Annotated in this window: 28 protein-coding genes and 1 pseudogene; 19 read left to right on the top strand and 10 right to left on the bottom strand. The window is 33.9% G+C overall.

The window, feature by feature from the left end; translation table 11 throughout:
• Positions 1 to 18: 18 nt before the first annotated feature.
• Complete coding sequence (locus tag ACUN26_RS06475) at positions 19 to 216, top strand: DUF4083 domain-containing protein (protein WP_000362892.1); 198 nt, start codon at positions 19 to 21, stop codon at positions 214 to 216.
• A gap of 129 nt (positions 217 to 345) precedes the next feature.
• A complete protein-coding gene (locus tag ACUN26_RS06480; protein WP_000796419.1) occupies positions 346 to 807 on the top strand; it encodes an NUDIX hydrolase in 462 nt (153 codons plus the stop codon).
• A 42-nt stretch (positions 808 to 849) separates the two neighbouring features.
• On the opposite strand, the gene nadE is transcribed toward ACUN26_RS06480, so the two are convergent.
• Positions 850 to 1668, bottom strand: a complete 819-nt coding sequence (gene nadE, locus ACUN26_RS06485; RefSeq protein ID WP_000174898.1) for an ammonia-dependent NAD(+) synthetase — start codon at positions 1666 to 1668, stop codon at positions 850 to 852.
• Positions 1669 to 1941: 273 nt separating this feature from the next.
• On the opposite strand from nadE, the gene ACUN26_RS06490 reads away from it, so the two are divergent.
• The 3 genes from ACUN26_RS06490 (at position 1942) to ACUN26_RS06500 (ending at position 5435) form a co-directional block, all read left to right on the top strand.
• Positions 1942 to 3822: an FtsX-like permease family protein gene (locus ACUN26_RS06490; protein WP_001026012.1), complete on the top strand. Its 1881-nt coding sequence runs from the start codon at positions 1942 to 1944 to the stop codon at positions 3820 to 3822.
• A gap of 114 nt (positions 3823 to 3936) precedes the next feature.
• Positions 3937 to 4224, top strand: a complete 288-nt coding sequence (locus ACUN26_RS06495) for an AbrB/MazE/SpoVT family DNA-binding domain-containing protein (RefSeq protein WP_000648323.1) — start codon at positions 3937 to 3939, stop codon at positions 4222 to 4224.
• Between the two features lie 260 nt (positions 4225 to 4484).
• The gene (locus ACUN26_RS06500; RefSeq protein WP_001089053.1) at positions 4485 to 5435 is read left to right on the top strand and encodes a serine protease; all 951 of its coding nucleotides are present in this window, start codon (positions 4485 to 4487) and stop codon (positions 5433 to 5435) included.
• A 40-nt stretch (positions 5436 to 5475) separates the two neighbouring features.
• Here ACUN26_RS06500 and ACUN26_RS06505 read toward each other — a convergent pair whose 3' ends face one another.
• Positions 5476 to 5784: an ArsR/SmtB family transcription factor gene (locus tag ACUN26_RS06505; protein WP_001259900.1), complete on the bottom strand. Its 309-nt coding sequence runs from the start codon at positions 5782 to 5784 to the stop codon at positions 5476 to 5478.
• A gap of 107 nt (positions 5785 to 5891) precedes the next feature.
• Here ACUN26_RS06505 and ACUN26_RS06510 point away from each other — a divergent pair.
• A pseudogene (locus ACUN26_RS06510) lies at positions 5892 to 6826 on the top strand (aldo/keto reductase).
• 246 nt (positions 6827 to 7072) lie between these two features.
• Here the strand turns inward: ACUN26_RS06510 and ACUN26_RS06515 are convergent.
• Together ACUN26_RS06515 and ACUN26_RS06520 are read right to left on the bottom strand one after the other, a co-directional pair.
• Complete coding sequence (locus tag ACUN26_RS06515; RefSeq protein WP_000162608.1) at positions 7073 to 7297, bottom strand: hypothetical protein; 225 nt, start codon at positions 7295 to 7297, stop codon at positions 7073 to 7075.
• 84 nt (positions 7298 to 7381) lie between these two features.
• Entirely contained in the window at positions 7382 to 7729 is a 348-nt protein-coding gene (locus ACUN26_RS06520; protein WP_000426317.1) for a DUF4257 domain-containing protein, read from the bottom strand.
• A 194-nt stretch (positions 7730 to 7923) separates the two neighbouring features.
• Between ACUN26_RS06520 and ACUN26_RS06525 the strand changes: the two genes are divergently transcribed.
• The 5 genes from ACUN26_RS06525 (at position 7924) to ACUN26_RS06545 (ending at position 13017) form a co-directional block, all read left to right on the top strand.
• Positions 7924 to 8451, top strand: a complete 528-nt coding sequence (locus ACUN26_RS06525; protein ID WP_001019819.1) for a DinB family protein — start codon at positions 7924 to 7926, stop codon at positions 8449 to 8451.
• Between the two features lie 182 nt (positions 8452 to 8633).
• Positions 8634 to 9686: a ribosome small subunit-dependent GTPase A gene (gene rsgA, locus ACUN26_RS06530; RefSeq protein ID WP_001073071.1), complete on the top strand. Its 1053-nt coding sequence runs from the start codon at positions 8634 to 8636 to the stop codon at positions 9684 to 9686.
• 208 nt (positions 9687 to 9894) lie between these two features.
• Positions 9895 to 11877 (top strand): methyl-accepting chemotaxis protein, encoded by a 1983-nt coding sequence (locus ACUN26_RS06535; RefSeq protein WP_000040625.1) that lies wholly within the window; start codon positions 9895 to 9897, stop codon positions 11875 to 11877.
• A gap of 213 nt (positions 11878 to 12090) precedes the next feature.
• On the top strand, positions 12091 to 12396 hold the full coding sequence (locus ACUN26_RS06540) for a hypothetical protein (protein ID WP_000539577.1): 306 nt from the start codon (positions 12091 to 12093) through the stop codon (positions 12394 to 12396).
• A 255-nt stretch (positions 12397 to 12651) separates the two neighbouring features.
• Entirely contained in the window at positions 12652 to 13017 is a 366-nt protein-coding gene (locus ACUN26_RS06545; protein ID WP_000965089.1) for a DUF3979 family protein, read from the top strand.
• A 36-nt stretch (positions 13018 to 13053) separates the two neighbouring features.
• On the opposite strand, the gene ACUN26_RS06550 is transcribed toward ACUN26_RS06545, so the two are convergent.
• The gene (locus ACUN26_RS06550; protein ID WP_000370197.1) at positions 13054 to 14094 is read right to left on the bottom strand and encodes a YkvI family membrane protein; all 1041 of its coding nucleotides are present in this window, start codon (positions 14092 to 14094) and stop codon (positions 13054 to 13056) included.
• Between the two features lie 241 nt (positions 14095 to 14335).
• Between ACUN26_RS06550 and ACUN26_RS06555 the strand changes: the two genes are divergently transcribed.
• The 3 genes from ACUN26_RS06555 (at position 14336) to ACUN26_RS06565 (ending at position 16549) form a co-directional block, all read left to right on the top strand.
• On the top strand, positions 14336 to 14779 hold the full coding sequence (locus ACUN26_RS06555) for a Dps family protein (protein WP_000105199.1): 444 nt from the start codon (positions 14336 to 14338) through the stop codon (positions 14777 to 14779).
• 105 nt (positions 14780 to 14884) lie between these two features.
• Positions 14885 to 15340: a DUF3939 domain-containing protein gene (locus tag ACUN26_RS06560; RefSeq protein WP_000488204.1), complete on the top strand. Its 456-nt coding sequence runs from the start codon at positions 14885 to 14887 to the stop codon at positions 15338 to 15340.
• Positions 15341 to 15604: 264 nt separating this feature from the next.
• Complete coding sequence (locus tag ACUN26_RS06565; RefSeq protein WP_000798330.1) at positions 15605 to 16549, top strand: alpha/beta hydrolase; 945 nt, start codon at positions 15605 to 15607, stop codon at positions 16547 to 16549.
• Positions 16550 to 16594: 45 nt separating this feature from the next.
• On the opposite strand, the gene ACUN26_RS06570 is transcribed toward ACUN26_RS06565, so the two are convergent.
• Positions 16595 to 17596 carry an LLM class flavin-dependent oxidoreductase gene (locus tag ACUN26_RS06570; protein ID WP_000594073.1) on the bottom strand — a complete coding sequence of 334 codons (1002 nt, stop codon included), beginning with the start codon at positions 17594 to 17596 and terminating at the stop codon, positions 16595 to 16597.
• Between the two features lie 104 nt (positions 17597 to 17700).
• Positions 17701 to 17892, bottom strand: coding sequence for a DUF3896 family protein (locus tag ACUN26_RS06575; RefSeq protein WP_000810136.1), 192 nt, complete (start codon positions 17890 to 17892; stop codon positions 17701 to 17703).
• Between the two features lie 324 nt (positions 17893 to 18216).
• Here ACUN26_RS06575 and ACUN26_RS06580 point away from each other — a divergent pair, with 324 nt between their 5' ends.
• Together ACUN26_RS06580 and ACUN26_RS06585 are read left to right on the top strand one after the other, a co-directional pair.
• A complete protein-coding gene (locus ACUN26_RS06580; protein ID WP_001168166.1) occupies positions 18217 to 19680 on the top strand; it encodes a flavin monoamine oxidase family protein in 1464 nt (487 codons plus the stop codon).
• 84 nt (positions 19681 to 19764) lie between these two features.
• Positions 19765 to 20349: a GNAT family N-acetyltransferase gene (locus ACUN26_RS06585; RefSeq protein ID WP_000803474.1), complete on the top strand. Its 585-nt coding sequence runs from the start codon at positions 19765 to 19767 to the stop codon at positions 20347 to 20349.
• A gap of 23 nt (positions 20350 to 20372) precedes the next feature.
• Here ACUN26_RS06585 and ACUN26_RS06590 read toward each other — a convergent pair whose 3' ends face one another.
• Positions 20373 to 21275, bottom strand: a complete 903-nt coding sequence (locus ACUN26_RS06590; RefSeq protein WP_000442807.1) for an aldo/keto reductase — start codon at positions 21273 to 21275, stop codon at positions 20373 to 20375.
• 165 nt (positions 21276 to 21440) lie between these two features.
• Here ACUN26_RS06590 and ACUN26_RS06595 point away from each other — a divergent pair, with 165 nt between their 5' ends.
• The gene (locus ACUN26_RS06595) at positions 21441 to 22391 is read left to right on the top strand and encodes a CobW family GTP-binding protein (RefSeq protein ID WP_000613433.1); all 951 of its coding nucleotides are present in this window, start codon (positions 21441 to 21443) and stop codon (positions 22389 to 22391) included.
• A gap of 136 nt (positions 22392 to 22527) precedes the next feature.
• Here the strand turns inward: ACUN26_RS06595 and ACUN26_RS06600 are convergent, their stop codons facing one another.
• Together ACUN26_RS06600 and ACUN26_RS06605 are read right to left on the bottom strand one after the other, a co-directional pair.
• Positions 22528 to 22998: a GNAT family N-acetyltransferase gene (locus tag ACUN26_RS06600; RefSeq protein WP_001048673.1), complete on the bottom strand. Its 471-nt coding sequence runs from the start codon at positions 22996 to 22998 to the stop codon at positions 22528 to 22530.
• A 137-nt stretch (positions 22999 to 23135) separates the two neighbouring features.
• Complete coding sequence (locus ACUN26_RS06605; protein WP_001126163.1) at positions 23136 to 24086, bottom strand: metal ABC transporter substrate-binding protein; 951 nt, start codon at positions 24084 to 24086, stop codon at positions 23136 to 23138.
• A 264-nt stretch (positions 24087 to 24350) separates the two neighbouring features.
• On the opposite strand from ACUN26_RS06605, the gene ACUN26_RS06610 reads away from it, so the two are divergent.
• Positions 24351 to 24500: a hypothetical protein gene (locus ACUN26_RS06610; protein WP_000540935.1), complete on the top strand. Its 150-nt coding sequence runs from the start codon at positions 24351 to 24353 to the stop codon at positions 24498 to 24500.
• A gap of 116 nt (positions 24501 to 24616) precedes the next feature.
• A complete protein-coding gene (locus ACUN26_RS06615) occupies positions 24617 to 25276 on the top strand; it encodes an oxidoreductase (protein WP_001042745.1) in 660 nt (219 codons plus the stop codon).
• Position 25277: the final 1 nt, after the last annotated feature.

Raw genomic sequence — 25277 nt, forward strand, 5'->3', positions numbered from 1 at the left:
GAAGGATGTGGAATTTAAATGGATTTGTTCGGAAGTAATATTTTTATATTGATATATACTTGTTTAGTAATCGGACTTATCGTTTTGTTTTTCCTATCATTTACTTTGTTTATTAGAAGATTATTGCAAAGTAGCGCTGCAAAAAAACAACATGTTATCAATATGAATCAGAAGCTAGATCGAATTATTGAATTGCTAGAAATAAATAAGAAATAAAGCGAAGGCTTTTACGAGCAGTTGATATCCCACCTAATTTCTTTGCTTCCGCTACATTTTGAGGTGGGGATCTTACTGCCTGGCAAATAGTGAGATAACGATGGAAGACGTATGAAAAGGGGAAAGGGAATGGCCGATTATATAAAAGAATTACGTGAAAAAGTAGGACATGATTATGTTTTCTTAAACTTTGCGGGTGGTTTTGTATTTAATAAAGAGGGAGAAGTATTACTGCAAAAAAGAGGAGACTTTAATGCTTGGGGCTTTCCAGGTGGCGCAATGGAGATAGGAGAGTCGGCTGCGGAAACTGCGATTCGAGAAATAAAAGAAGAAACTGGGTATGATGTAAAAATACATGAGCTTATTGGAGTGTATACAAAATATTTTCAAACATATCCAAATGGAGATAAAGCACAGACAATTGTGATGTGCTTTTCATGCTCAATAGTTGGAGGGAATAAAAAAATAGACGGTGATGAGACGTTAGATTTAAAATTTTTCCCATTAGACAAAATGCCTCCGTTATTTTGTAAACAACATGAAGATTGCTTGCAAGATTTATTGGAGAAAAGAGTAGGGGTATATCGCTAACATATAAAAAAGAAGCTAAAAGATTAGCTTCTTTTTTATGTTTTATTTCCACCAATCATCAAACATTGACGCTGGTACTTGTCTTTTATGTTCACTCACTGTGTAACGCTTTTCGATTTTTTCTGCAACGTCAGCTGGAACTGATTTACCTTCTAAATAATCATCTAATTGATCGTAAGTAATGCCTAATTCTGTTTCATCAGCTTGACCTGGCTTTTCATCTAATAAATCAGCTGTGGGCATTTTTAAGTAAAGACGCTCATCTGCACCTAACTCTTGTAATAAAGCACGTCCTTGGCGCTTAGTTAACCCCGTTAATGGTAATAAATCTGCACCACCATCTCCGAATTTTGTAAAGAATCCTGTTACAGCTTCTGCAGCATGATCTGTTCCGATAACAAGTAGACCTTTTTGTCCACCAATTGCATATTGTGTAACCATACGGATACGAGCTTTCACGTTACCTTTATTGAAATCAGTTAATGATTCACCTAATAAGTTCTCGTATTGATTTGAAAAAGCATCAACGGTTGAAGCGATATCAAATGCAGTTGATTGATCAGCTTGAATAAATTGTAATGCTAATTGTGCGTCATCTTCATCCTTTTGCACTTTGTAAGGAAGACGTACAGCGATAAACGTTGCGTTACCACCTTCGTTACGAATTTCTTCAACTGCAAGCTGTGCTAAACGTCCTGCTAATGTAGAGTCTTGGCCGCCGCTAATTCCAAGTACAAATCCTTTCGCACCTGTTTTTTTTACATAATCTTTTAAGAAATCAACTCGTTTACGAATTTCTACTTTCGGATCAATTACAGGCTGAACATGTAATGCTTTCATAATCTGTTCTTGTAATGTCATTATGTTTTCCTCCTATTCATATTAAAGCGGTAAATAAAAAATTTTTATGTATATATTGGTACATACTTCTATCCTTTATTATTTCGCAAAACTAACGAATATACAATAGGGTGTGTGTATGAATATGAATGTAGTCATTATAATGAAACTGTTTCGTTTAAGCAATTTTTTTACCTTTCAAAAATGTAAGGTTTTTGTCATTTGAATCGATGGAAGGTATTTCCCTACTTTACTACTATAAAAGCATAGTTAGTAGAAGGGCGGAGAAGTAATATGAACATTAGAGAACTCGCATATCGGAATGTAACGCGAAATAGACGGACATATTCAGCATATTTTTTGAGTAGTGCATTTGCAATTATGGCCTTTTTTGTATATTCGTTTTTTGCGTTTCATCCGGCATTAAGTGCAGGAGAATTAGGACAGTATGTATTTGTAAGTATGTCGTTTGCACAGTCTATTATTTACGTATTTACATTCTTCTTTATTTTATATTCAATGGGAATGTTTTTAAAAACGAGAAAGCGTGAACTAGGAATTTTAATGATGCTTGGTATGACGAAATATCAATTAAAGCGTCTTATCTTCTTTGAAAATATTATGATTGGAATAGGGGCAATTATTTTCGGGATTCTTTCAGGTATGTTGTTTTCAGGAGTATTAATTTTTGTAGCCCCAATGATATTAAAACTAGATATTTCCTTATCCTATTACATTCCAATGAAAGCAGTTGTTGTAACGAGTATTATGTTTTTCATATTATTTATGATTATTTCATTATTTAGTGCCGGAATGGTTCGTAAAAATAATATTATGAAATTGTTTAGAGGATCAGCAGAGGCGAAGCCAGAACCGAAAGCATCGAGTATTTCTTCTATATTAGCAGTAGTATTGCTTAGTACTGGTTATACAGGCGCTCTTATGTCACATGGTGCTATGGTATTTGTGATGATGATTCCGGTTACAACGGTAGTCATTATTGGTACGTATTTGCTGTACAAGCAGTTGAGTGTCTTTATTATTCGGCTATGTAAAAAAAGTAAACGTTTCTATTGGACACAGACAAATATTATTACGTTGTCAGATTTAGCGTACCGTATGAGAGATAACGCAAGAATGTTCTTTATTGTAACGATAATTTCAACTGTAGCATTTTCGGCAATAGGTACATTAGTTGGCTTTGCATCAATGACGAAAGGGATTATGGAGAGGCCAATTGCGTTTCATTACCACTCTAAGCAAGGGAATAGTAATGAATCACAGCATCTAAAGATCATCGATGAGGGACTAAAAAAACATAATATAGCAGCTTCAAAAACTAATATCTCATCGAAGAAAACGGAGGAGCAGTCATTAAGAAGCGCCATTTTTATAAAAGAATCAGAGTATAAGGAATATGCAAAGTTAACAGGAGAACCATTTAATACTGTAGCAAATAAAGAGGTTTTATTTTTGTCGGCCGAAATACCAGGACCACCGATGAAAGAAAGAAAAGAAATTACTTTACCTAATATGAATGAACATTTAAAAGTGAAAAAAGTTACTTCGTCTTCATTGGGGAAAATATTAAGAGGAAATGTTTATGTAATCCCTAATAATCAATATGATTCATTACAAGGTGGATTTATAGAAACAAAAGATTATATGTATAAAACTGAAGGAATGAAAGATGAAATTGAGGTTGGTAAAGAACTTACGAGTCAGATGAAGCCTTATGAAGAACATGCAACGTTTAGTGCAGAAGAGTACGAACAAAACCAAAGTTTACAAATCGCAGGACCAATTTTATTTGTAGGTTTCTTTATTGGTATTGTATTTTTCGTATGTGCAGGAAGCTTCCTTTACTTCCGTTTATTTTCTGATTTGGAGGATGATACTCGGTTATTTGAAATGATTCGAAAAGTTGGCTTAACGAGTGGGGAATTATCGAAAGTAGTTACAATTCGATTGGCACTTTTATTCTTCGTTCCGATAGGTGTTGCAACATTACATGGGGCAGTAGCGTTAACTGCGTTAGGACAGATGTTTGAGTACTCACTGTTTAAAGAAAATACAATTGTATTAAGTATTTTCGTAGGAATTCAAGTTGTATACTTCTTAATAATACGATCTCGTTATTTAAAACAATTGAAAGAGAGATTACGTATTCGTTAACTGTGTTTTTTTAACTTGAGTACAAAATTTTCTAAAAAGATACAAGTATTGCCAAAAAGTGATAAAATGGAAAAAGCGAGGTGGAAAATTAATAGAGAGTAAGGGGGGAGTAATATGAAAGCAACAGGAGTTATTCGAAAAGTAGACGAATTAGGACGAATTGTTATTCCTAAAGAATTAAGAGATGTATTAGGGATACAAATTAAATCACCACTTGAAATTTTCGTAGATGAAGATAAAGTCATTTTACAAAAATATGAACCTTACAATGCTTGTCAAATAACAGGTGATGTTTCAGACCAGAACATATCATTAGCAAATGGAAACATTACTGTTAGTATAGATGGAGCGAAACATTTAATAAAAGAAATAGAGAAATTTTTAAAAAAAAGTGAGATTTAGTTTTCATTTATAATATTTTAAAGATTATATATCATTCTTTAAAAAAACTATAAAAGGGCCATTTAATGGTCCTTTTATTTTTATACATTCGTTGAATGATTTGAACTGTTATTGCCTGCAAAGCACGGGATAAATGTTAGTAAGTTATATTGAGAAACATTTAAAATGAAGGAAAATAGAACAGTTAAAACGAATGTTAAATGTAAACCTATTCAATAGTGGTCTGAAATGAAAATAATATATTTTCAGGAGGGATTACGATGAACAGTAGTACAGCGAATAAACAAAAAGGTATACAATTGATTCCGTTTACCGTAAATAAGGTGGTTGAACAAGTAAATGAAATTCCACCAGGTGTACAACTGATTAACGCTCCACAAGTATGGGAGAAGAGTGCGAAAGGAAAAGATGTTGTCGTTGCCGTATTAGATACAGGTTGTGATATTAATCATATAGATTTAAAAGATCGTATTATTGGTGGGAGAAATTTCACGAAAGATTATGAAGGAGATCCGAACATTTACCTTGATAATAACGGCCATGGGACTCATGTAGCGGGGACGATTGCAGCGACTGAAAATGATGTCGGTGTTTTAGGAGTCGCACCTCTTGCTAAAATGCTAGTGTTAAAGGTTTTAGCGGGAGATGGTTCTGGTAGCTATGAGCAAATTATTGAGGCGATTCATTACGCTGTAAATTGGAGAGGACCTAATAAAGAAGAAGTCAGAGTTATTTCAATGTCACTTGGTGGTCCGCAAGACGTTCCGGAATTACATGAAGCTATTCAAAATGCAGTAAATCAAGATGTTCTCGTTGTATGTGCTGCAGGAAATGATGGAGATTGTGATGATAATACGGAGGAACTAGATTTCCCAGGTGCTTATGCTGAAGTAATTGAAGTTGGTGCTGTCAATTTAGAGCGGAAAATCGCATGTTTTAGTAATTCAAATCAAGAAATTGATTTAGTAGCGCCAGGTGATGAAATATTATCTACGTATCCAGAGGGGAAATATGCTGTATTAAGTGGAACTTCAATGGCGACGCCGCATGTCGCTGGTGCATTAGCACTTCTCATTAAGCAGTGCGAAAGAGAATATGGCAGAAAGTTATCAGAGCCAGAAATTTACGCGCAACTTATTAAAAGAACTGTACCTTTAGGATATGAGCGTACATCTGAAGGGAATGGATTAATAGATCTATTAAAAGAATAACAAATACTAAAAAACATCTCATTTGTAAGTGAGATGTTTTTTAGTATGGTTCTGTCGCATGTAATACAACGTTTAATAAACCCGGGAATCTAGCATTTAAGTCATCTTCACGAATTGAAATGAAACGTTGTGTTCCTTCAAGACGTGTATACATGACACCTGATTCACGTAAAACTTTGAAATGGTGAGATAAAGTTGATTTTGCGATTGGAATGTTTAACGCACCACAAGATTGCTCATTTTTCTCTAGTAACATATTTACAATTTGTAAACGAATTTGGTCGCTAAGTGCATATAGGACAGAAGAAAATTGAATTTCTTCTCGATTTGGATGATAGAGTGTACGCATTTTTTCACCTACTTGTATAAGTTAATATATTTGCACTATAGCATATAAAGTGATATATTTCTATTGTTCAATTATATTCGAACAATAGAAATATAAGGGGAGAAAAAATGAAGTATATAAAATTGCAAAAGGCTGGACTAAATATTTCAAAGTTGGGTTTAGGTACAAATGCAGTAGGGGGCATAATTTATATGTTGATGTGAATGAGGGAGAAGGAAAACGATTAATAGAAGAAGCAATCCTGCAAGGAATTACATTTTTTGATACAGCGGATTCATACGGTTTTGGTAGATCGGAGGAATTGATAGGAGAGGTATTAAAAGAGAAACGCCACGAGTTTGTACTTGCTACAAAAGGTGGAATTCAGCCGTTATTAAATGGAGAAACGTATATTAACAATGAACCAAGCTATTTAAGAAATGCTGTGGAAAATAGTTTAAGAAGGTTACAGACAGATTATATTGATTTATATTATTTACACTTTATAAATCCTGAAACAAGTTACATAGATTCAATCGGAGAGCTTATTCGTCTAAAAGAAGAAGGGAAAATCCGTTCAATTGGGATATCTAACGTAAACATAGAACAATTAAAAGAAGCGAATCAACATGGTCATATTGATGTTGTACAATCGCCTTACAATATGTTAAATCGTACTGCCGAGGAAGAACTATTGCCGTATTGTATAGAAGAAGGTATTTCATTTATACCGTATGGGCCTCTTGCCTTTGGGATATTAGGTGGTAAATATACAGAAGATTTTGAGTTGGATAAAGGGGATTGGCGTCAAAGTGTAAATCTATTCGAAGAAAATACATATAAGAGTAACTTTAAAAAAGTTGAAAAGTTAAAAGATGTAGCTAAAGAAAATAATATTGAATTGCCTCATTTAGCGTTAGCATGGTTATTAAACAACAAAGGAATTGATACTGTTATTCCTGGCGGGAAGCGGGCAGAGCAACTAAGGGAAAGTGTAAGAGCGGTGGATGTATCATTGAATGAAGGTGCAAGGAAAGAAATCGATTTAATATTAGAAGAGTAGTGAGGAAGAGGAAGATCGCATGCTAAGCTCCTTTTCTTTTATACTATATAAACAGCATATAGTATAAAAATAAAAAATCCCTATAAAGATAGGGATTTATATATCGGCATATAGTTCCTCGGAAAAGGATATACTTAGTTTAACATATAGGATTACTTATATTTGTGAAATAGATGTGAAAGTAATGTGAAAAATGCTTATGGTGAAAATCTTTGTAAATAAAAAGCACTGTTTTAGCTAATATAACTAAAACAGTGCTTTTCTCTTTGATTGAACAGTTGCTGCATTTTCATCATGTATGCCTGCATCTTTAATAATTCGTTGTTTTGCTTTATTTAGTAGATGGTTTACTTCTTCACCAAAATAGTTAGCTTCGCTTTTTGTGCGGGCTTCTCGTAAACATTTATAGTTTTCTAGCAGTTCCTCTTTTTCGGTGTTTGTTAAGAAATCTTCTATTTTCTTTTTTGTCATACGAAACACCCTTTCTTCTGACAAACGACGCAATAGAAAATATATATTTTTCATTATAACAATAATTTTTAAAGAAAGTATAGACTAACGTCGTAATAATTTGTCAATTTCTTGAATCTTCTCATCAGCTTTTCCAATTTGCGTATTTTTAGCCTGCTCACCACCTAGAGCTTGGTGAAGTAAAAAAGTTTGACCGGAAATAGCAGTCACAATGGAGACTTTTATAATTTCCTTTATTGCGGTGACATCGAATAAAACGAGTCCAAGAAGTGCGGCTAGGCTACCAGTGAAAATATCAGTTAAAAATCCAAAATGAAAAAAAGTTTTCAAACGGCGTGGAAGCAATAACTTACCTTGGTTATTGATTAGATGGGAAACGAAGCCAGTAATGCCACCAACGAGAACTGCGGTTAGCCATTGATACATTTCCATCGAATCCACTCCTTTTAGTGAATAAGATTCGATTTTTTCATATTGATTCCTTTTCATATTTCATATAAGCATATTGAGAAAGTTTGTTTGGGTAAATCTTATTCAATTTAATTATAACAGAAAATTCTGATATATTTCAGTCTATTATATGAATCATATTTACAATAATATGAATACAGAAAGAGGTGTGTGATATGAATATAGAGTATCGAATAAGAAGTGTAGATGGTTATACGAAAAATATAGGGGAATTAGTGAGTATGCTGGAGCATACGAGGGCGGTAACATTACAGGAAATAGAAAATCTATCAGTTGAGCAATTAGATTTAATTATGCCGAGTGGTGGGAATTCAATTGGCGCCTTATTAAAACATATGGCATCTATAGAAAAAGCCCATCAGCTTATTTCATTTCAAAATCGTGACTTTACAAAAGAAGAATTAGAAATATGGGAAGATGCACTGTATTTAGGGGAAGTTGGGAGAACGATTCATGGTCATGAAATACAGTATTATGTACAACTTTTGCAAAGTGTTCGAGAAGAGTCGCTAAAGTATTTGAGTAAAGTAGATGATACATGGCTAATGTCAGAAAGAAAGTGGCCTAACGATGTAGCGTATAACCAGCACTATCTTTGGTTTCATGTGATAGAAGATGAAATTAATCACCGTGGACAAATTAGAATGTTAAAGAGAGATTTATTTGAAAATTACGTCAAATAAAGTAGCTTTTTAAATTAATATTCCATATAATGAGAGTAATTAAAATAAGATCGGAGTGATGTATTATGGCGAATATGACTGTAATGAATAATAAATTAAATACAAACGTGGATGGAAAGGGCGATATTATATAAGATAGTTCGCAATCCTTCCACTTAGTACAAACTAGGGAGGATATTGATTTGAATCAAAATATTTTAGAGTCGTTCGGCTGGGATTCATTTTTTGAAGAGCAAGCTGTAGAGCAGAATTATGAAGTAGGGCGTATTTTACTTGAGCATAAGCATATATATCGCATTATTTGTAATGACGGTGAATATATGGCAGAACTGTCTGGGAAGTTTCGACATGAAGCGGTAACGAAAGGAGATTACCCAGCAGTTGGTGATTGGGTGTATATAAAGAAAATAGAAAATGAGAAAAAGGCAATCATTCATCGTATTTTTTCGAGAAGAAGTTCTTTTTCAAGACAAGAAGCTGGTAATAGAACTGAAGAACAAATTATTGCAGCAAATGTTGATTATTTATTTTTAGTGAATGCACTTAACCATGATTTTAACGTAAGAAGGTTGGAGCGTTATTTACTATTAGCGTATGAAAGTGGTGCAATGCCTGTTATTGTTTTAACAAAAAGTAGTTTATGTGAAGATGTGGAACAAAAAATTGTAGAAACGGAAGCTGTTGCAATTGGTGTTCCGATCTTCGTCGTCGATAGTTTAGAGCATAGAGGTATTGACTCGTTACAACAATTTGTTGCTTCAGGAAAAACAATTGCTTTAGTCGGCTCATCAGGGGTTGGAAAATCTACTTTGTTAAATGCACTCGTAGGAATTGAGATAGCGAAAACGGGAGATATACGTGAGGAAGATAGTAAAGGGCGACATACGACAACTCATCGTGAACTGTTCCAACTACCGAGTGGGGGCTTAGTCATTGATACTCCTGGCATGAGAGAGTTACAGCTTTGGGAAGGAAGCGATGCAATCCAGACAACATTTTCTGATATTGAAGAATTTGCAAAAACATGCCGCTTCCGAGATTGTAAACATGAAAATGAACCAGGATGCGCAGTGCATAAAGCAATTGATAACGGGCTAATGAAGATAAATCGTTTGCAAAGCTATAAAAAGTTGCAAAGAGAATTGGCGTATTTTATGAGAAAACAAGATGCTATTCTCGCAAGAGCTGAGCGTGATAAGTGGAAGAAGATTTCTAAACAACATAAAAAAATGTAAAAAACCAAAGGACTATTCCTTTGGTTTTTTGTATTTGCAAATTTTATAATAATATTATTCATATATATAGACAAAGGGGGAATATTTGTTTAAACTTTACAAGGTGTTTATGAAAAACGAATTGTAAAAATAGAGGATAGGGAATGGGATATATTCATAATTAGTTATTCATCCTTAAAACTTAATATTTAAATGTAGGAGGTTTATAATGAGTAAACTGTTAAGGTGGTTTCGAGATATAAAAGTAGCAAAAAAGCTATTAATTTCATTTTTGGTAATTTTAATTGCAGCTGTCTCTATTATTGGAGGAATGTCTTATCAAACGGCTAAAAAGAATTTTGAATCACAAATTACGAGTAGTGCTCACGATAATATAAAAATATTAGATAATTTAATCAATCAAATGATTGAGGCGAAATTTAACGAAATAAATAACTTTGCACGAGTGGTTCATAGTGATATGTATCAAGGAGATAATCAAGATGAATTAAGAAAGGTGTTATCTCAGTATATTAATTTAAATAAAGATATTGAACAAGTATATGTTGCCGGCAATGATAAGAAATTTGTGCAAGAACCCAATATACAAATGGCAGCAGATTATGATCCAACAACTCGTTCTTGGTATAAAGATGCAGTGAGTAAACAAGGTGGAATCGTGGTCACTGAACCGTATAAGGCAAAAGGAAATGGACATATTGTCGTAACGATTGCGAAACAAACAGAAGATAAAAATGGTGTTGTTGCGGTAGATTTAAGTTTAGAGAGTTTATTGAAAACAACAAAGTTAATCAATATTGGTAAAAAAGGATATACTTTCATTTTAGATGGAAAACAAAAAATAATTGCTCACCCGCAAGAAAAATCAGGTGATAAAGCAGCTGATTCTTGGGCAAAGAGAATTTACGAAGATAATCAGGGCGCTTTTTCATACACGTATGACGGTAGTGAAAAGAAAATGGTATTTGCTACAAATTTAAAAACAGGTTGGAAAATCGGTGGAACGATGTACTCAAATGAAATAATCGAAGCTGCTCAGCCTGTATTTTATAATATGTTAATTGTTATGATTATTTCACTAGTTGTAGGAGGGGCACTTATTTATTTCGTAACGCTTTCTATTACAAAACCTTTAAAGAGATTAGTTGCCACTTCTAAAGAAATAAGTGAAGGAGATTTAACGCAAACAATTGAAATTCATTCAAACGATGAAATTGGTCAACTTGCAAAAGGATTTAATGAGATGACAGATTCACTACGAACGTTAATTGGAAGAATTAATGATTCGGCCGGGCATGTTGCAGCGGCATCAGAAGAGCTAACTGCTAGTGTAAGACAAGCGAGTGAAGCAACGGAACAAATTACAATGGCAATGGATGAAATATCAAGTGGGGCAACGACGCAAACAACAAGTGTAGAAAATGGTGCAATGTTACTGTTTGATGTAACAGAAGGAATTCAGCATGTAGCAAATAGTTCATCATCTATTAATACGGCTTCTACTCATACTCGTGAAAAAGCAGAAGATGGTGGAAAGTTAGTAGGGAAAACAGTTAATCAAATGCAGTCTATTGCAGAATCTGTTTCACAATCCGATGCAGTTATACAGTTATTAAATAATAAATCAAAGCAAATTGGTGAAATATTAGAAGTAATCCAAAATATTGCAGATCAAACAAATCTTCTTGCTTTAAATGCTGCAATTGAAGCTGCAAGAGCTGGTGAGCACGGAAGAGGATTTGCGATCGTTGCAGATGAAGTACGTAAATTGGCAGAGCAATCTAGCGTATCTTCCAGTGAAATTAGTAAATTAATATGTGAAATACAAGATGATATGAGTAAGACAGTAAAATCTATGGGTCATGTAAATAAAGAAGTTCAATCTGGACTAGTTATTGCAAATGAAACGAAGCAAAATTTTGCTGAGATTTTACAATCTACAAATGAAATTGCTAATCAAATTAAAACGATGGTTGAAACGGCTAATGGGATGTCAAAAGGTGCCAATGAAGTATCTATTTCAGTCGGGCAAATTGCAATGACAGCACAGAATAATGCGACGAGTACACAAAGTGTCGCAGCGTCTGCTGAAGAACAATTAGCTTCGATGGAGGAAATTGGTTCCGCAGCTGGTACATTATCTCAAATGGCTGAAGAGTTGCAAGGATTAATTGAAAGATTTAAAGTTTAAAAGAGAAAGACTGCCCCAATAGCAGAATGCTATTGGGGCAGTCTTTTTTTTACGCAATAACTGCGATGAATTTATGCTTATAATGAATGAGGATGGAGAATAGCTTAATGATGTTTAAAACTGAATTTCTCATATTATTTGTCGAAAAATAGAGGTATTTGTTAACTTTGTGTATAATTACAATCATATAGAATACAAATAAAGGAGATTATTATGGGAGTGTATTGGGGTACAAAAAGACATTCTTGGCTTAGTTATGTCTCATTTTGGCTAAGTATTTCATTTTTTTTGGTGTTTCTAATTGAAGTGTTTATTTTAAAAACACTTTCGGATAGCTCGGTGCAAATTGTTAAATATTTCTATTTCATACTCGTACCAGTAAACATCCTTCTTAGTTTAAAGTTACTTTTTAAGAAGAATGAAAAGAAAGCATTACCCATTTTTAGTTTAATTGTCTCATTATTATTTACAATTTTAATTATAGTATTAGCAATAGCAGCTACAGGGAAATTTATTTAGGGAGAGTGATATATATCACTCTTCTTTTTTGTTATGAGCAAATAAAAAATAGGTGTTGAATAAAACTTACAGTAGAATAGTAAGTAACGGACTAAGATACATAATAATGAAGATAGAATAAAGTGTTTTGTAAGTATTAATGAAGCAAATGAATACGGTAAGAACGGTGATATATGGTACAATGACTATGGATAGTGATAGAGATAAAGGGTATATAAAATACTCATCGTTTTTTAGTAAGAGAGGGGTTATCTTATGCTATACGAGGATTTGATGACATTATTTCAAGCAGCTCCAAAAAAAGATAGAGGTGGCTGGAAATATATAATCCAAGAACAAAATGATAAATATGAAATTGTTGATGAAATGTTGAAAAATCAAATGAGTATTGAATTGTATTTTAATGAATATGATGAGGTGAAAATCACTTTATATAAAGATGGAATTCCTATTTCTACTATGCAAAGAATTGCTATTTCAAAAATTGAATTAGACGAGGATGAAGAAGGGATTCAATTCGTTTTAGAGCGCATGCCTAGTCGAATGATTCGATTGCAATTAAAGCCATATTTGGCATTGGAAATGGGACCGTACTGGGAAATATGTGATGATTGTGAATGAACATAAAGAAAGCATCCAATAAAATGGATGCTTTCTTTATGTTTTTTGAAGTTGTTTAAAAGCAATGATTGGAAGGAGAACGATACTTACCCATCCGATGATTGGATATAGAATGTGGAGTAGTTCACTGTAACCGATGTAACTAAAGCAATAACTAATTAGTAAAATGAAGAAAATAATATTGTTACTTTTCCACCCAGTGATAGATTGCATTTGTTTTGTCATCCCGAACACATTACCAACTAAAGTTGTAAACACTTCACCGAAAATAATAAGAACAAAGAAAAAGTGAAAAGTTGCATTAAATCTTCTTATGACTTCAGCCATTGGGATATTGTATTGATAAAATTGGTCGACTGATAAGATAGCTAAATGGCTGCATAATAAAATTAAAGAAAGTCCTGCACCACCTAAAATTCCACCCCACAAAATGGCTTTTCGATCCTTTACTTCACCGGCTAACGGGACGAGAACGCTTTGGGCGAGAGAAAGATTTAAAGCGACATATGTAATAGGGCTAGTAATCCACTTCATATTCCAGCTCTCTGCAGGAATAGTATTACTAATAGGTGTTGTACTGTGGAAAAAGGTTGTAATAGCAAGTCCTATAATAAATATCATCATAATAGGTACGACAAGTGTATTTACTTCAAAAACACCTTGTAATCCGCGGCTACCTATAATGAGACAGGCGATAACTGTAATGAGAATACCGAGTTGTCTTGGTAAACGAAGTTGCTCTTCAAATACCGCCCCAGCCCCTGATAGCATAACGCTCGTTACACCAAATAATACGAGTAGTAATAATGTATTTACAACATTTCCGAATACATCTCCAAATAAATATTTGTTAAAATCTTGCGCTGAAAATGCCCCGATTTGTGATGAAAGTAACATCATCTTTGTGCCGAGCCAAATAAAAAAAAATCCACTTACACATATACCAATTGTTCCGTATAATCCGTTCACTGTAAAGAATTCAACAATTTCTCGTCCAGTAGCAAATCCAGCTCCAACGACAGTTCCGATATAAGTAGCAGCAACTTTCTTTGCTACTTGCCATTGTTGATTGTCCATGTTATCCCTCTTTCTTCTATGATGAGCTTGACTTACTATAATGCATATGTAGCAGCTTGGACGATTAGACATATGAAGTAGTTGAAAAAATACATGAATTGTATGATATTAGGGAAATATTAAAGGTGTTAAAACTTTGTTACATATGAGCCAATCATTCGAAAGGGTAGGAAATGTATGGTAAAATGTAATTAGGTTATTAAAAGATAAGCATTACAAAACGATAAGAGGAGTGGATTGTATGAGTACGAAAACAAATGTTGTTGAAGTATTAAACAAGCAGGTAGCAAACTGGAATGTGTTATATGTGAAACTACATAATTATCACTGGTATGTGACAGGACCACACTTCTTTACATTACATGAGAAATTTGAAGAGTTTTATAATGAAGCAGGGACGTATATTGATGAGTTAGCAGAACGTATTTTGGCGTTAGAAGGTAAACCGTTAGCGACAATGAAAGAATATCTTGCAACATCTAGTGTCAGTGAGGGGACAAGCAAGGAATCAGCTGAGGAAATGGTGCAAACTTTAGTGAATGATTACTCTGCACTTATTCAAGAATTAAAAGAAGGTATGGAAGTTGCTGGTGAAGCTGGCGATGAAACATCAGCTGATATGTTACTAGCAATTCACACGACATTAGAACAGCATGTATGGATGCTAAGTGCATTCTTAAAATAAAAATAAATATATTTTGGAAAATCCATTGAAAAATTTTTTCAATGGATTTTTTGTGATTTTTCAGTTTTCTTTTATGCTATAATATAGTAAAAGGGAGGCGATGCAATGTTTCGCTTTTTCAGAACTGGAAAAGAAGAACGGGAAATTACGAAAGATGAATTAGAACAAGCGATGGCTAAGTTTCTAGAGACAAATGCTAATATCGTATATACAGTATTAGTAAATGATGATTATACAGTAAATTATGATTTGTTAAAGCCGTATTTGCCTGTATTTCCGACAAATGTTTTTCTTATTACGAAGGAAACGCTTGAGGTATTTGAACATACAGAAGAAAATTTAAACCTAGTTAAAGAAATTGATATCGTACAAAAGGCAGTAGATCAATATGTAACAGAAAAAGAAATGTTTCCAATTGTTGAGGGTAGTGAAGATCGCCTTATATGTGGAATGAAGCTAGGGCCGTACTTAAATCGTCTATTAAAAAGAGACTTATATATTTCAGAAAAACATTATTTAGTTTCAAGTAAACCGGATAGAAAAAAACAAAAGAGCGGGTAGATGTAAAAAACAACAATAATATATTGTTGTCTTTTTTTGGTTAAAAATATATTGACTATTCTGTCTATTTAGTTTTATACTACACGTATTGGATAGGAAGAGGTGATGTAATATGCGTATACATACGGTAATTATTAAATATCATTCTGAGGATCAAGTATGGTTAGGTTGAGTTATTGAATATAACAATGTACATACCATGATCAAAGGATGATATACAAGTTCGAGAAATAAATATTATAAACGGTTTCGGGGGATTGGTATATGAAAAATAGTATGACTTACATCCAGTTATTAAATGAAACGTTACGTTGTTATGCAAATAAAGGAAGTTTTGAAGCGTATACGTATATAATGGAACATGCTAAAGGTGTAATAGGTAATGAGGCACAAATATATAATTTTAAATATGCACTAGCAAGTGCAGCAGGACTTGAAGAAGAAGCTTTGCATGTAATGAAGGAAGCTATTATAGAGAATGGATTTTGGTATGGAAATGAATATTTAATTTCCGACGACGATTTAAAACCACTACATAAGTTTGAAGAGTTTCATAAAATGGTTCAATTATGTAAAGAAAGAGAAGAAGTAGCAAAGAAAACAGAACGAGCAGATGTGAAATATATTTACAGCGAGGAAAAGGGAAATCTACTAGTTACAATGCATGGTGATCAAGAAAATATAGGAATAATAGAACCATATTGGAAATCAGTTATTACACAAGATTATACGTTAGCGTTACCACAGTCTTCGCAAATTCAATTTTCAGATGGGTTTGTTTGGGATGATATACATAGAGGGAAAGAAGAATTAAAAGAGCATTACGATAAATTTATAGAGAATCATACAGTAGAAAATGTAATAATAGGTGGTTTTTCTGCTGGAGCAAGAGTAGCTTTACTTACGATTTTACAAAAAGATATAGATGTAGATGGTTTTATTTTTATGGCACCGTGGCTTCCAGAGATTGAAGAATGGAATGAGTTGCTGGAAGTACTACAGGATAAACATATAAAGGGATATATAGTATGCGGGGATCAAGATGAAGATTGTTTCGAATGCACGCAGCAATTTGTACGATTATTAAGAGATAAGAATATAGAACATAAGTATAAAATTGTGCCTAACTTAAATCATGATTATCCTAATCATTTTGATGAGTTATTAAAAGAAGCTATTGAATATATAGGAAGTAAAAACAATAAGTAGTAAGAAAGGGAGATGCATCGTCGTTGATGTATCTCCCTTTTACAATTATAAATTAAAAGCATTTGCTAGTAAGCGATAAGAATTTAATTTATGTTCAAATTGATGAGTAATCGTGATAACCATAAATTCGTCAGTATTGTACGCTTTACTTAAATTTACTATTTTTTCTTTCACAGAAGTCGGATCACCTACGATCATACGTTGACGATTTTCTTTTATACGGAATAAATCATACGCACTGTATGAATAATTTTGAGCAGTTTCGATAGAAGGTGTACCAGTTGTTCGTTTTCCTTGCTCTAGTAATAAGATTGATAAATCTAAACTAGAAGCAATTTTTTCTGCCTCTTCATTTGTTTCTCCGCAAATAACAAAAATCGCGACAATTGATTTTGGTTTATCTCCTAAATAGGAAGGTTGAAATTGTTCCTGGTAAGCCCTCATAACTTCTGGGCCTCCGAAGCCATTAATAAATTGTGCAAATGCAAAAGAAGCTCCGTTGTGCGCCGCAATTTTAGCGCTCTCTCCGCTAGAACCGAGCATCCACATTTCAGGTGATGTTGGAATAACTGGAGTAGCCTTTAAATTTGCATAATGATGATTTTCTGGTACTTGATCATGTAAATACATTGCAACATCTGCAACTTGTTCTGGGTATTGATCAAGTGAGACCATTTTTCCTTCTTGTAGTGCACGAGTTGCTATTGGCATACCACCAGGTGCTCTACCAACACCAAGGTCGATGCGGTTTGGATAAAGTGCTTCTAAAACGCGGAAATTCTCGGCAACTTTATATGGGCTATAATGCGGTAACATAACACCACCCGAACCAACTCTAATATGTCCCGTTTTCGCTGCAATATGAGAAATAAGTATTTCTGGACTTGAACCAGCTAAGCTTACGGAATTATGATGCTCGGATACCCAAAAACGTGTGAATCCGAGTTTTTCTACTTCTTGTGCAAGCGTAACTGTATGTGAAATAGCTTGGGTTGCTGTGCTACCATCTGAAATAGGTGATTGGTCTAATACACTTAATTTGATCATAGAATATACCTCTCAATCTTAATGTACATCCTATTATATATTTACTTACGAAAAATGCGTAATGAAATGCTCAAAATGAAAAGCGGATAATATTATATCCGCTTTCAACGAGAAAATCCCCGTTCATAATGATTCATTTCGACTAAGTTTAAAATATATTCATAGTTGTCAATTTCATGTTTTAGCTGTTCACGTTCTTTTTCAGATAGTCTCTTATTGCTAAGTTTTTTACATAAGTTTTGTTTCTTTAATTCTAGATGTTTTTTTGTAGCGTCGTAATCATAAATCTGTTTCATTTTCAACCACTCCTTCGTTGAGTTGCTATATTATACGAAGCATAAAGAAATGTGAGATCTGTCTCTTATGTACTTTTAGTGAATATTCAAATTGCAATGGTGTTATGTTTATGGGGATTTATGAATAAAATGCACTAAACCACTAATGCGCATTTTATCCCGCATTAACGGGCAGTAAAACTCCCACCTCAAAATTGGGCTGGAGCAATGAAGTTAGGTGGGAGATTAACTGCCCATAAAAGCCCGATTGGTTCAACTAATAATCAGTGGGGGAAGAACACCCCACTGATTATAGTTTCACTTTATGAAGTAAGGGGTGGAATTGTGCAGAAAGACTTAATGTATAACACTAAGATGGATGAAACGTTACAAGTTATAAATAAGGGATTGAATAAGACGACACGTCCGAAACAAATTATTGTAGTAGGGGCAGGCATGGCTGGATTAGTTTCGGCATCTTTATTAAAGGCTGCAGGACATGAAGTGAAGATTTTTGAAGCAAACAATCGTGTAGGCGGCCGCATAGAGACAGTTAGAATGGAAGATACCGGATTATATTTAGATGTTGGGGCGATGAGAATTCCATATTCGCACACGTTAACGATGGCATATATAAGAAAGTTTGGGTTACAGGTGAGTCCTTTTATTAATAGGAATGAGACAGATATCATCTACGTAAATGGTCGGAAAACGACATTAAAACAATATGAAAAAGATCCAAGTATTTTAAGATATCCTGTGGAAATGAATGAAGTTGGGAAAACGTCTGAGGAACTATTATTGTTAGCGGTACAGCCCATTATAAATTTTATAAAAAAGAACCCAGAGAAAAATTGGGATGTTGTAGTAAAGGATTTTGGAAGATACTCTACAGGACAATTTTTAAAGTACCATCCTTATCAATATAATACGTATTTTTCACCAATAACGATTGAGATGATTGGTGTTTTATTAGATTTAGAAGGTTTTTTAGAAAGGTCATTCGTTGAGACGTTACGTTTTTTATACATTATGCAAGAGGAGAGCGGATTTTGTGAAATAATAGGTGGAAACGATAGATTACCAAAATCTTTTTTACCGCAATTAGAAGAAAATATTATTTATAATCAAAAATTAATGAAGCTACATCAACACGATAACGGTGTGACAGCTTTCTATCGAAACGAGGAAACTTTTGAATATAGTAGTATTACAGGGGATTTAGTTATTGTTACAATTCCGTTTTCGACAATGCGTTTTGTGGAAGTAGATCCATTTGACTCTATATCTCATGAAAAGTGGAAAGCAATTCGTGAATTGCATTATATGCCTGCGACGAAAATAGGCATTCAATTTAAAAGTCGATTTTGGGAAGAACAAGGGCAATTAGGTGGCAGAATTATAACAGATTTGCCAATTCGTTACGCCTATTATCCAAGCCATGGAATTGGACAGAAAGGACCAGCTATGATGTTAGGAAGCTATACATGGTCTTATGATGCGTTGCTATGGGATGGGTTATCGAAGGGTGATCGTATTTATTACACATTACACAACTTAGCAACGATATTAGGTGGTCAAGTATATGATGAATTTATGTCTGGAATATCAAAAAGTTGGACATTGGATCCATATGCACTTGGAGGATTTGCTCTTTTTCAAGCCGGTCAAGAATCTGAGCTACAACCAGCGATTGTAAAGCCAGAGGGGAAAATATTCTTTGCTGGAGATCATACAACGTTATATCACGGATGGATTCAAGGTGCGATTGAGTCTGGAGTTCGTGTAGCGGTGGAAGTGAATGAGTAAAAAGTTTTTAATTCAGAAAATTCTTTACTATATAACTTGAGATGGATATTATTATATATAAAAGAAAAATAGGGAGTGTTTACAGTGAAACCGTTATTATTCGATTTTCCTTCTGAATTTTATACTGACAGGCTTTTTATTCGAATGCCGAAACCAGGAGATGGTAAAGTTGTATACGATGCAATTCAAGCTTCAATACAAGAACTAAAACCTTGGATGGTGTTTGCACAAAAAGAGCAAACAGAGCAAGAAGTAGAAGAAAGTATTAGAAAATCACATATTCAATTTTTGCAACGTGAGGATTTAAGGTTACTAGTATTTTCGAAAGAAACAGGTGAATTTATTGCATCTGCCGGATTACATCGTATTAATTGGGATATACCTCAATTTGAAATCGGATATTGGATTGATTCGAGATTTAGTGGAAAAGGCTATATGGTAGAGGCTGCGAAAGGTATAACGGATTATGCTTTTTCTGAACTGAAAGCAAACCGCGTAGAAATTCGTTGTGATGCTCTAAATAAAAAGAGTAGAGCGATACCTGAGAAATTAGGTTTTAAATTAGAGGGTATTTTAGAAAGTGCCAGTGTTGCGGTAGATGAAAATGGATTAAGGGACATGTGTGTATTTGCAATGACTAGAAATACATATGAAAAAGAAGAGCTGTAAAGAAACAGCTCTTCTTTTTCATATTATGGTACAGGATGACCGTTAGAGCTTTCAAAAATTGTAAACCATTGTTGACGATCTAAGTTAACTTTTGTAGCAAGAGCGGCCGTTTTTATACGATCTAATTTCCCAGAGCCAACGATTGGCATCATGTTAGCTGGATGAGCAAGTAGCCATGCATACATAACCGTATCGATGCTAGTAACACCTAGCTCATTAGCAACTTTTTGTACAGTTTCACGTACACGTACTGCACGTTCAGTTTGACCGGTAAAGATTTCGCCACCAGCAAGAGGTGACCAAATCATTGGATTGATTCGTTTTTCTTGGCATAAATTAATCGTACCTTTTTCAAAGTGCTCAAGCTGCAGCGCAGATACCTCGATTTGATTTGTAATGAGCGGGAAATCTAAATATGAACTTAACATATGAAACTGTGAAGGTAAAAAGTTAGATACACCGAAGTGACGAACCTTTCCTTCTTGTTTTAAGCGTGAGAACGCTTCTGCCACTTCATTTGGATCCATAAATGGATCAGGACGATGGATGAGTAATACATCAATATAATCTGTATGTAAGTTTTGTAATGAATCCTCCGCGCTCTTTATGATATGTTCAGTACTTGTATTGTAGTGAGCAACATATCGCTCTGGAAATTTTGGTGATGGGGGAGCGATTCCACACTTGGTAACAATTTGCATGTTTTCTCGTAAGGAAGGCTTTAGTTGTAAAGCTTCTCCAAACAGCCCTTCACACGTATATCCGCCATAAATATCAGCGTGATCGAAAGTAGTAATCCCCATATCCATGCATTCTTCAATGAAAGAAAGTAACTCTTGTTTCGTCATATTCCATTCTGCTAAACGCCAAAATCCTTGAATAATACGAGAAAATTCTAGTGTTTCGGCCATTTGAACTCGTTCCATTATAAGTACCCCCTTGATGTATGATTATTATTTTGAAAAGGCTTTCTTACTACATATTATTATATAGTTTGAGGAGCGTACAAACAATAAATATGTTTTGCTACAAAAACGATTTTCTCTATATGCTATAATGTAGACACATATAGCTATAAGGAGATGTAAGGGATGATTCCAGTAACAATATTAACTGGTTTTCTTGGATCAGGGAAAACGACTTTATTAAATCGTATTTTATCAGAAAATCACGGTAAGAAATTAGCGGTGATTGTAAATGAAATAGGACAAATTGGTATCGATAATCAGTTGATTATGAATGTTGAAGAAGAAATTATGGAAATGACTAACGGTTGTCTATGCTGTACTGTACGTGAAGATTTACTCGTTGCGTTAAAACAATTACTGGACGTAAAAGCAGAAGGGAAAATGGACTTTGAAGGCTTAGTAATTGAAACAACAGGTCTTGCAAATCCAGGCCCGATTATTCAAACATTTTTTTTAGATCCTGTTATTCAATCTGCATACCAAATTAATGGCGTTGTAACGGTAGTAGATAGTTACCATATACATAAACATTTTGAAAAGGGACTAGAAGCAAAGGAACAAATTGCATTTGCTGATGTAGTGTTGGTGAATAAATTAGATTTAATTGAAGAAAGTGAAAAGGAAAATCTTTTGCATGAACTGCAAGGTATTAACCCCACTGCAAAGTTAATCGAGGCAACTAACTGTGAGGTAGATATACCATCATTATTACAAATTCAAACGTTTAAAACGAAAGATACGTTACAAATTTATCCTCATAAAGAGCATAATCATTTAGAAGGTGTAAAATCATTTGTACTACGTGAAGAGCGTCCGTTAGATTTACAAAAACTAAATGAGTGGATGTCAGCTGTCGTGCAAGAGCTAGGGGAGTATTTATATCGTTATAAAGGGATTTTATCTATCGATGGAGTAGATAAACGTATCGTGTTCCAAGGTGTACATACATTATTTGCTGCTTCGTATGATAGAGAGTGGCAAGAGGGTGAAAAGCGAGTAAGTGAAGTCGTATTTATCGGTAAAGATATTAATAAAGAATGGTTCCAAGAACATTTTGGGGAGTGTGTGAAATAAGTCTGCGTCAACTGCAGGCTTATTTTTATATGAGCATTCTATTGAGATTGTACTAGATTTCAATAACGAAACACATAAGGGAAAGAAACGGAAAATAGAAAATAACATTGATAAATATATAATAACAAGCCTGTTTTCACAGGCTTGTGTTTTCGTTTATTAGTAACTCCATTACAACACCTACAACTGGACCCTCATCATCAATATCCCCGTTTAAATGGAAACCAAATGATTCATATAGGCCCATGGCAAGTTTGTTGCCCGGATGTAAACTTAAGTAAATTATTTTACATGTAAATTGTTGTTGTAAAAATTGAATGAGTAAGCGAAGGAAACGCTTTGCGTATCCTTTTCCTTGATGTTGTTGGTCAATCATAAAACGATCTAACCAGATGCTTTCGTGTTTTTTTGAATACCAACCGTACATTGCGTATCCAACAAGTGTTTCTCCATCATATAAACCTACTGACGTCCCGTTTCCTTCATATAATGATTCTGCTAAAGAAAACGCATTACTTTCAATAAATTGCTGCTGGTTTTTTGCGACGTTTAAAGCAGCTACTGAACGCCAATTTTTTGCTGTTACTTCACAAATGTGAAGATTCATAATTCCAACTCACCTTCTAAAAGAGTATAGCTTAAAGCTAATATGGATAATTTTACTTGTTATTTTGGTCAAGTCAAGGATACATACATAAAAAGGCAGCTGAACAATAGATTCAGCTGCTTAGAAAATATAGTAAATTAGTTTGTTGCTTCTTTCAATGTGTTTACGTTTTCTTCCATTAAAGTAAAGTAATCTTTATTGTTCTTCGCATCATCTTCAGAAATAGTAGCAAGGTGATTTAAGCGTAAAACTGTTGTACCAGTTTCTTTTTGAATAACTGATGCGACTTTTGGCGTAGAGAAAGTTTCAAATAAAATATATTTTAGACCGTGTTCTTTTACTGTTTTTGTAATGTCAGCAAGCTCTTTTTGAGATGGCTCATCAGAAGCTGAAATTCCGGCGATAGGAATCTGTTTTAAACCATAGCGTTGTTCCCAATAACCATAAGCAGCATGAGAAACTAAAATTTCTTTCGTTTTCGCATTTGCTACAGCAGCTTTAAATTGATCGTCTAAATCGGTAAATTTAGTTTGAAGTGCTGCAAAGTTTTTCTCGAATTCTTGTTTATGGTCAGGTTGTAATTCCACAAGAGCATTTTTGATTTTTTCAGCTTGTTTCATCGCAAGAGTAGGGTCTATCCAAACATGCGGGTCTTTATCATGATGGTGATCATCTTCTTTATGACCATCTCCGTGATCGTGATGTTCTTCTTCAGAAGAAGCACGAAGTTTAATTCCTTTTGATGCATTTACAATTTTAACATTTTCTTTTTGTAATGTTTTTTCCATCTTCTCAGCAAATGGTTCTAATTCAGCACCGTTATAAACGAATAAATCGGCTTTTGCAACTTGTACTGTTTGTTTTTGACTCGGTTCAAATGTATGTGAATCGGCACCAGGAGGGTAAATTGCTTCTACTGTTACATAGTCGCCACCAATTTTTTTTGCGAAATCTGCAAGAGGGAAGATGGTTGTATAAACAGTTAGCTTTCCATCTTTCTTGGCAGTACCTTCTTTTTTATTTGAGCAGCCAGTAAAAATTAAAGTGAAAATAAGTAAGAATGAAAATATAGTCAATCTTTTAGGCATGAAGTTCTCCTCTTTTCTTTTTTTACGGATATATCTTCAATTATAGAAGAAAAATATCATTTTAATACAAAACGGAATAATTACGTTTTAGTTTGCGAACTTAGTATAATACATCTTTCATAAAGTTGCAATAAATAATAATCATTACGATTTGATTTTGTTATAAAGTTGTCAAATATAGATGTATTATTTTTGTGAATGCATGCATATGTGACAACGCTGCTTTCATATATTTGAAAGGAAGGTGAAGAGGGGGATGAGCGCTTGGGATATTTAATGGAAGCTATCTTATTGATATTAGCGGTAGTATTGCCATTATCTTTCGTTTTAATCTTTTTAAGACGCTTAATAAGTAATTTAGGGAATGCATCAACGATAACGAAATTACCAGAGAAAGAAAAGAAAAAAGAGTAAGTAAAGCACTATGCATACGCATAGTGCTTTACTTATGGTAAAATAAAAAGAAGGAAACTCCTAAAAGTTGCATGTCACTGAAGGAGAGAAAAGTAAAATAAGAGGTATATGCATATATGAATAAGCGAACAGCGTTAGTACTTGGTGCAAGTGGTTTAGTTGGACAAGAGATAACGCGTCTATTACTTGAATCAGATTACTACGATTCGGTTACTATTTTTGTAAGAGAACCAATGCAATGGCAACATGAGAAGTTACAGCAGAAGAAAGTAGATTATTCGGCATTAGAAGAATATAAAGAATTTTTTGCAGTAGATGATGTTTTTAGTTGTCTAGGAACAACAATAAAAAAAGCAAAAACAAAGGCGAATTTCAAAAAAGTAGATTATGAATATACGTTACGAGCTGCTTGTTTAGCTGAAAAGCAAGGGGTGCAAAACTTCCTTGTTGTGTCTTCGATGGGAGCAAATCCTAAATCATTTTTCTTTTATTCACAAGTAAAAGGGAAAATGGAAGAGGAATTGCAAAAGTTAGTGATTGGTGGTATTCATATTTTTAGGCCGTCTTTATTAGTTGGAAATCGACAAGAGTTTCGTTTTGGTGAACGAATGGCTGAAAAGTTAACTCGAATTATTCCTTTTATATTTAAAGGGGCTTTCAAAAAGTATAAACCAATTTCAGCTAAAGATGTGGCGAAAGGGATGTATATAACTGCGCTGCGAGAAGAATCTGGTCTCCACATTTATAATTCAAATGAAATTACAACGATAGAATAAA

This window comes from Bacillus sp. WC2503 (assembly GCF_052682895.1).

Coding starts and splice junctions, on each gene's coding strand:
- ACUN26_RS06500 (WP_001089053.1), top strand. CDS start 4,485: ATGAACAGTAGTACAGCGAATAAACAAAAAGGTATACAATTGATTCCG.
- ACUN26_RS06525 (WP_001019819.1), top strand. CDS start 7,924: ATGAATATAGAGTATCGAATAAGAAGTGTAGATGGTTATACGAAAAAT.
- ACUN26_RS06600 (WP_001048673.1), bottom strand. CDS start 22,998: ATGAATCTTCACATTTGTGAAGTAACAGCAAAAAATTGGCGTTCAGTA.
- ACUN26_RS06575 (WP_000810136.1), bottom strand. CDS start 17,892: ATGAAACAGATTTATGATTACGACGCTACAAAAAAACATCTAGAATTA.
- ACUN26_RS06595 (WP_000613433.1), top strand. CDS start 21,441: ATGATTCCAGTAACAATATTAACTGGTTTTCTTGGATCAGGGAAAACG.
- ACUN26_RS06555 (WP_000105199.1), top strand. CDS start 14,336: ATGAGTACGAAAACAAATGTTGTTGAAGTATTAAACAAGCAGGTAGCA.
- nadE (WP_000174898.1), bottom strand. CDS start 1,668: ATGACATTACAAGAACAGATTATGAAAGCATTACATGTTCAGCCTGTA.
- ACUN26_RS06480 (WP_000796419.1), top strand. CDS start 346: ATGGCCGATTATATAAAAGAATTACGTGAAAAAGTAGGACATGATTAT.
- ACUN26_RS06615 (WP_001042745.1), top strand. CDS start 24,617: ATGAATAAGCGAACAGCGTTAGTACTTGGTGCAAGTGGTTTAGTTGGA.
- ACUN26_RS06495 (WP_000648323.1), top strand. CDS start 3,937: ATGAAAGCAACAGGAGTTATTCGAAAAGTAGACGAATTAGGACGAATT.
- ACUN26_RS06515 (WP_000162608.1), bottom strand. CDS start 7,297: ATGACAAAAAAGAAAATAGAAGATTTCTTAACAAACACCGAAAAAGAG.
- ACUN26_RS06565 (WP_000798330.1), top strand. CDS start 15,605: ATGAAAAATAGTATGACTTACATCCAGTTATTAAATGAAACGTTACGT.
- ACUN26_RS06590 (WP_000442807.1), bottom strand. CDS start 21,275: ATGGAACGAGTTCAAATGGCCGAAACACTAGAATTTTCTCGTATTATT.
- ACUN26_RS06475 (WP_000362892.1), top strand. CDS start 19: ATGGATTTGTTCGGAAGTAATATTTTTATATTGATATATACTTGTTTA.
- ACUN26_RS06560 (WP_000488204.1), top strand. CDS start 14,885: ATGTTTCGCTTTTTCAGAACTGGAAAAGAAGAACGGGAAATTACGAAA.
- ACUN26_RS06545 (WP_000965089.1), top strand. CDS start 12,652: ATGCTATACGAGGATTTGATGACATTATTTCAAGCAGCTCCAAAAAAA.
- ACUN26_RS06490 (WP_001026012.1), top strand. CDS start 1,942: ATGAACATTAGAGAACTCGCATATCGGAATGTAACGCGAAATAGACGG.
- ACUN26_RS06505 (WP_001259900.1), bottom strand. CDS start 5,784: ATGCGTACACTCTATCATCCAAATCGAGAAGAAATTCAATTTTCTTCT.
- ACUN26_RS06535 (WP_000040625.1), top strand. CDS start 9,895: ATGAGTAAACTGTTAAGGTGGTTTCGAGATATAAAAGTAGCAAAAAAG.
- ACUN26_RS06570 (WP_000594073.1), bottom strand. CDS start 17,596: ATGATCAAATTAAGTGTATTAGACCAATCACCTATTTCAGATGGTAGC.
- ACUN26_RS06605 (WP_001126163.1), bottom strand. CDS start 24,086: ATGCCTAAAAGATTGACTATATTTTCATTCTTACTTATTTTCACTTTA.
- ACUN26_RS06520 (WP_000426317.1), bottom strand. CDS start 7,729: ATGGAAATGTATCAATGGCTAACCGCAGTTCTCGTTGGTGGCATTACT.
- ACUN26_RS06540 (WP_000539577.1), top strand. CDS start 12,091: ATGGGAGTGTATTGGGGTACAAAAAGACATTCTTGGCTTAGTTATGTC.
- ACUN26_RS06550 (WP_000370197.1), bottom strand. CDS start 14,094: ATGGACAATCAACAATGGCAAGTAGCAAAGAAAGTTGCTGCTACTTAT.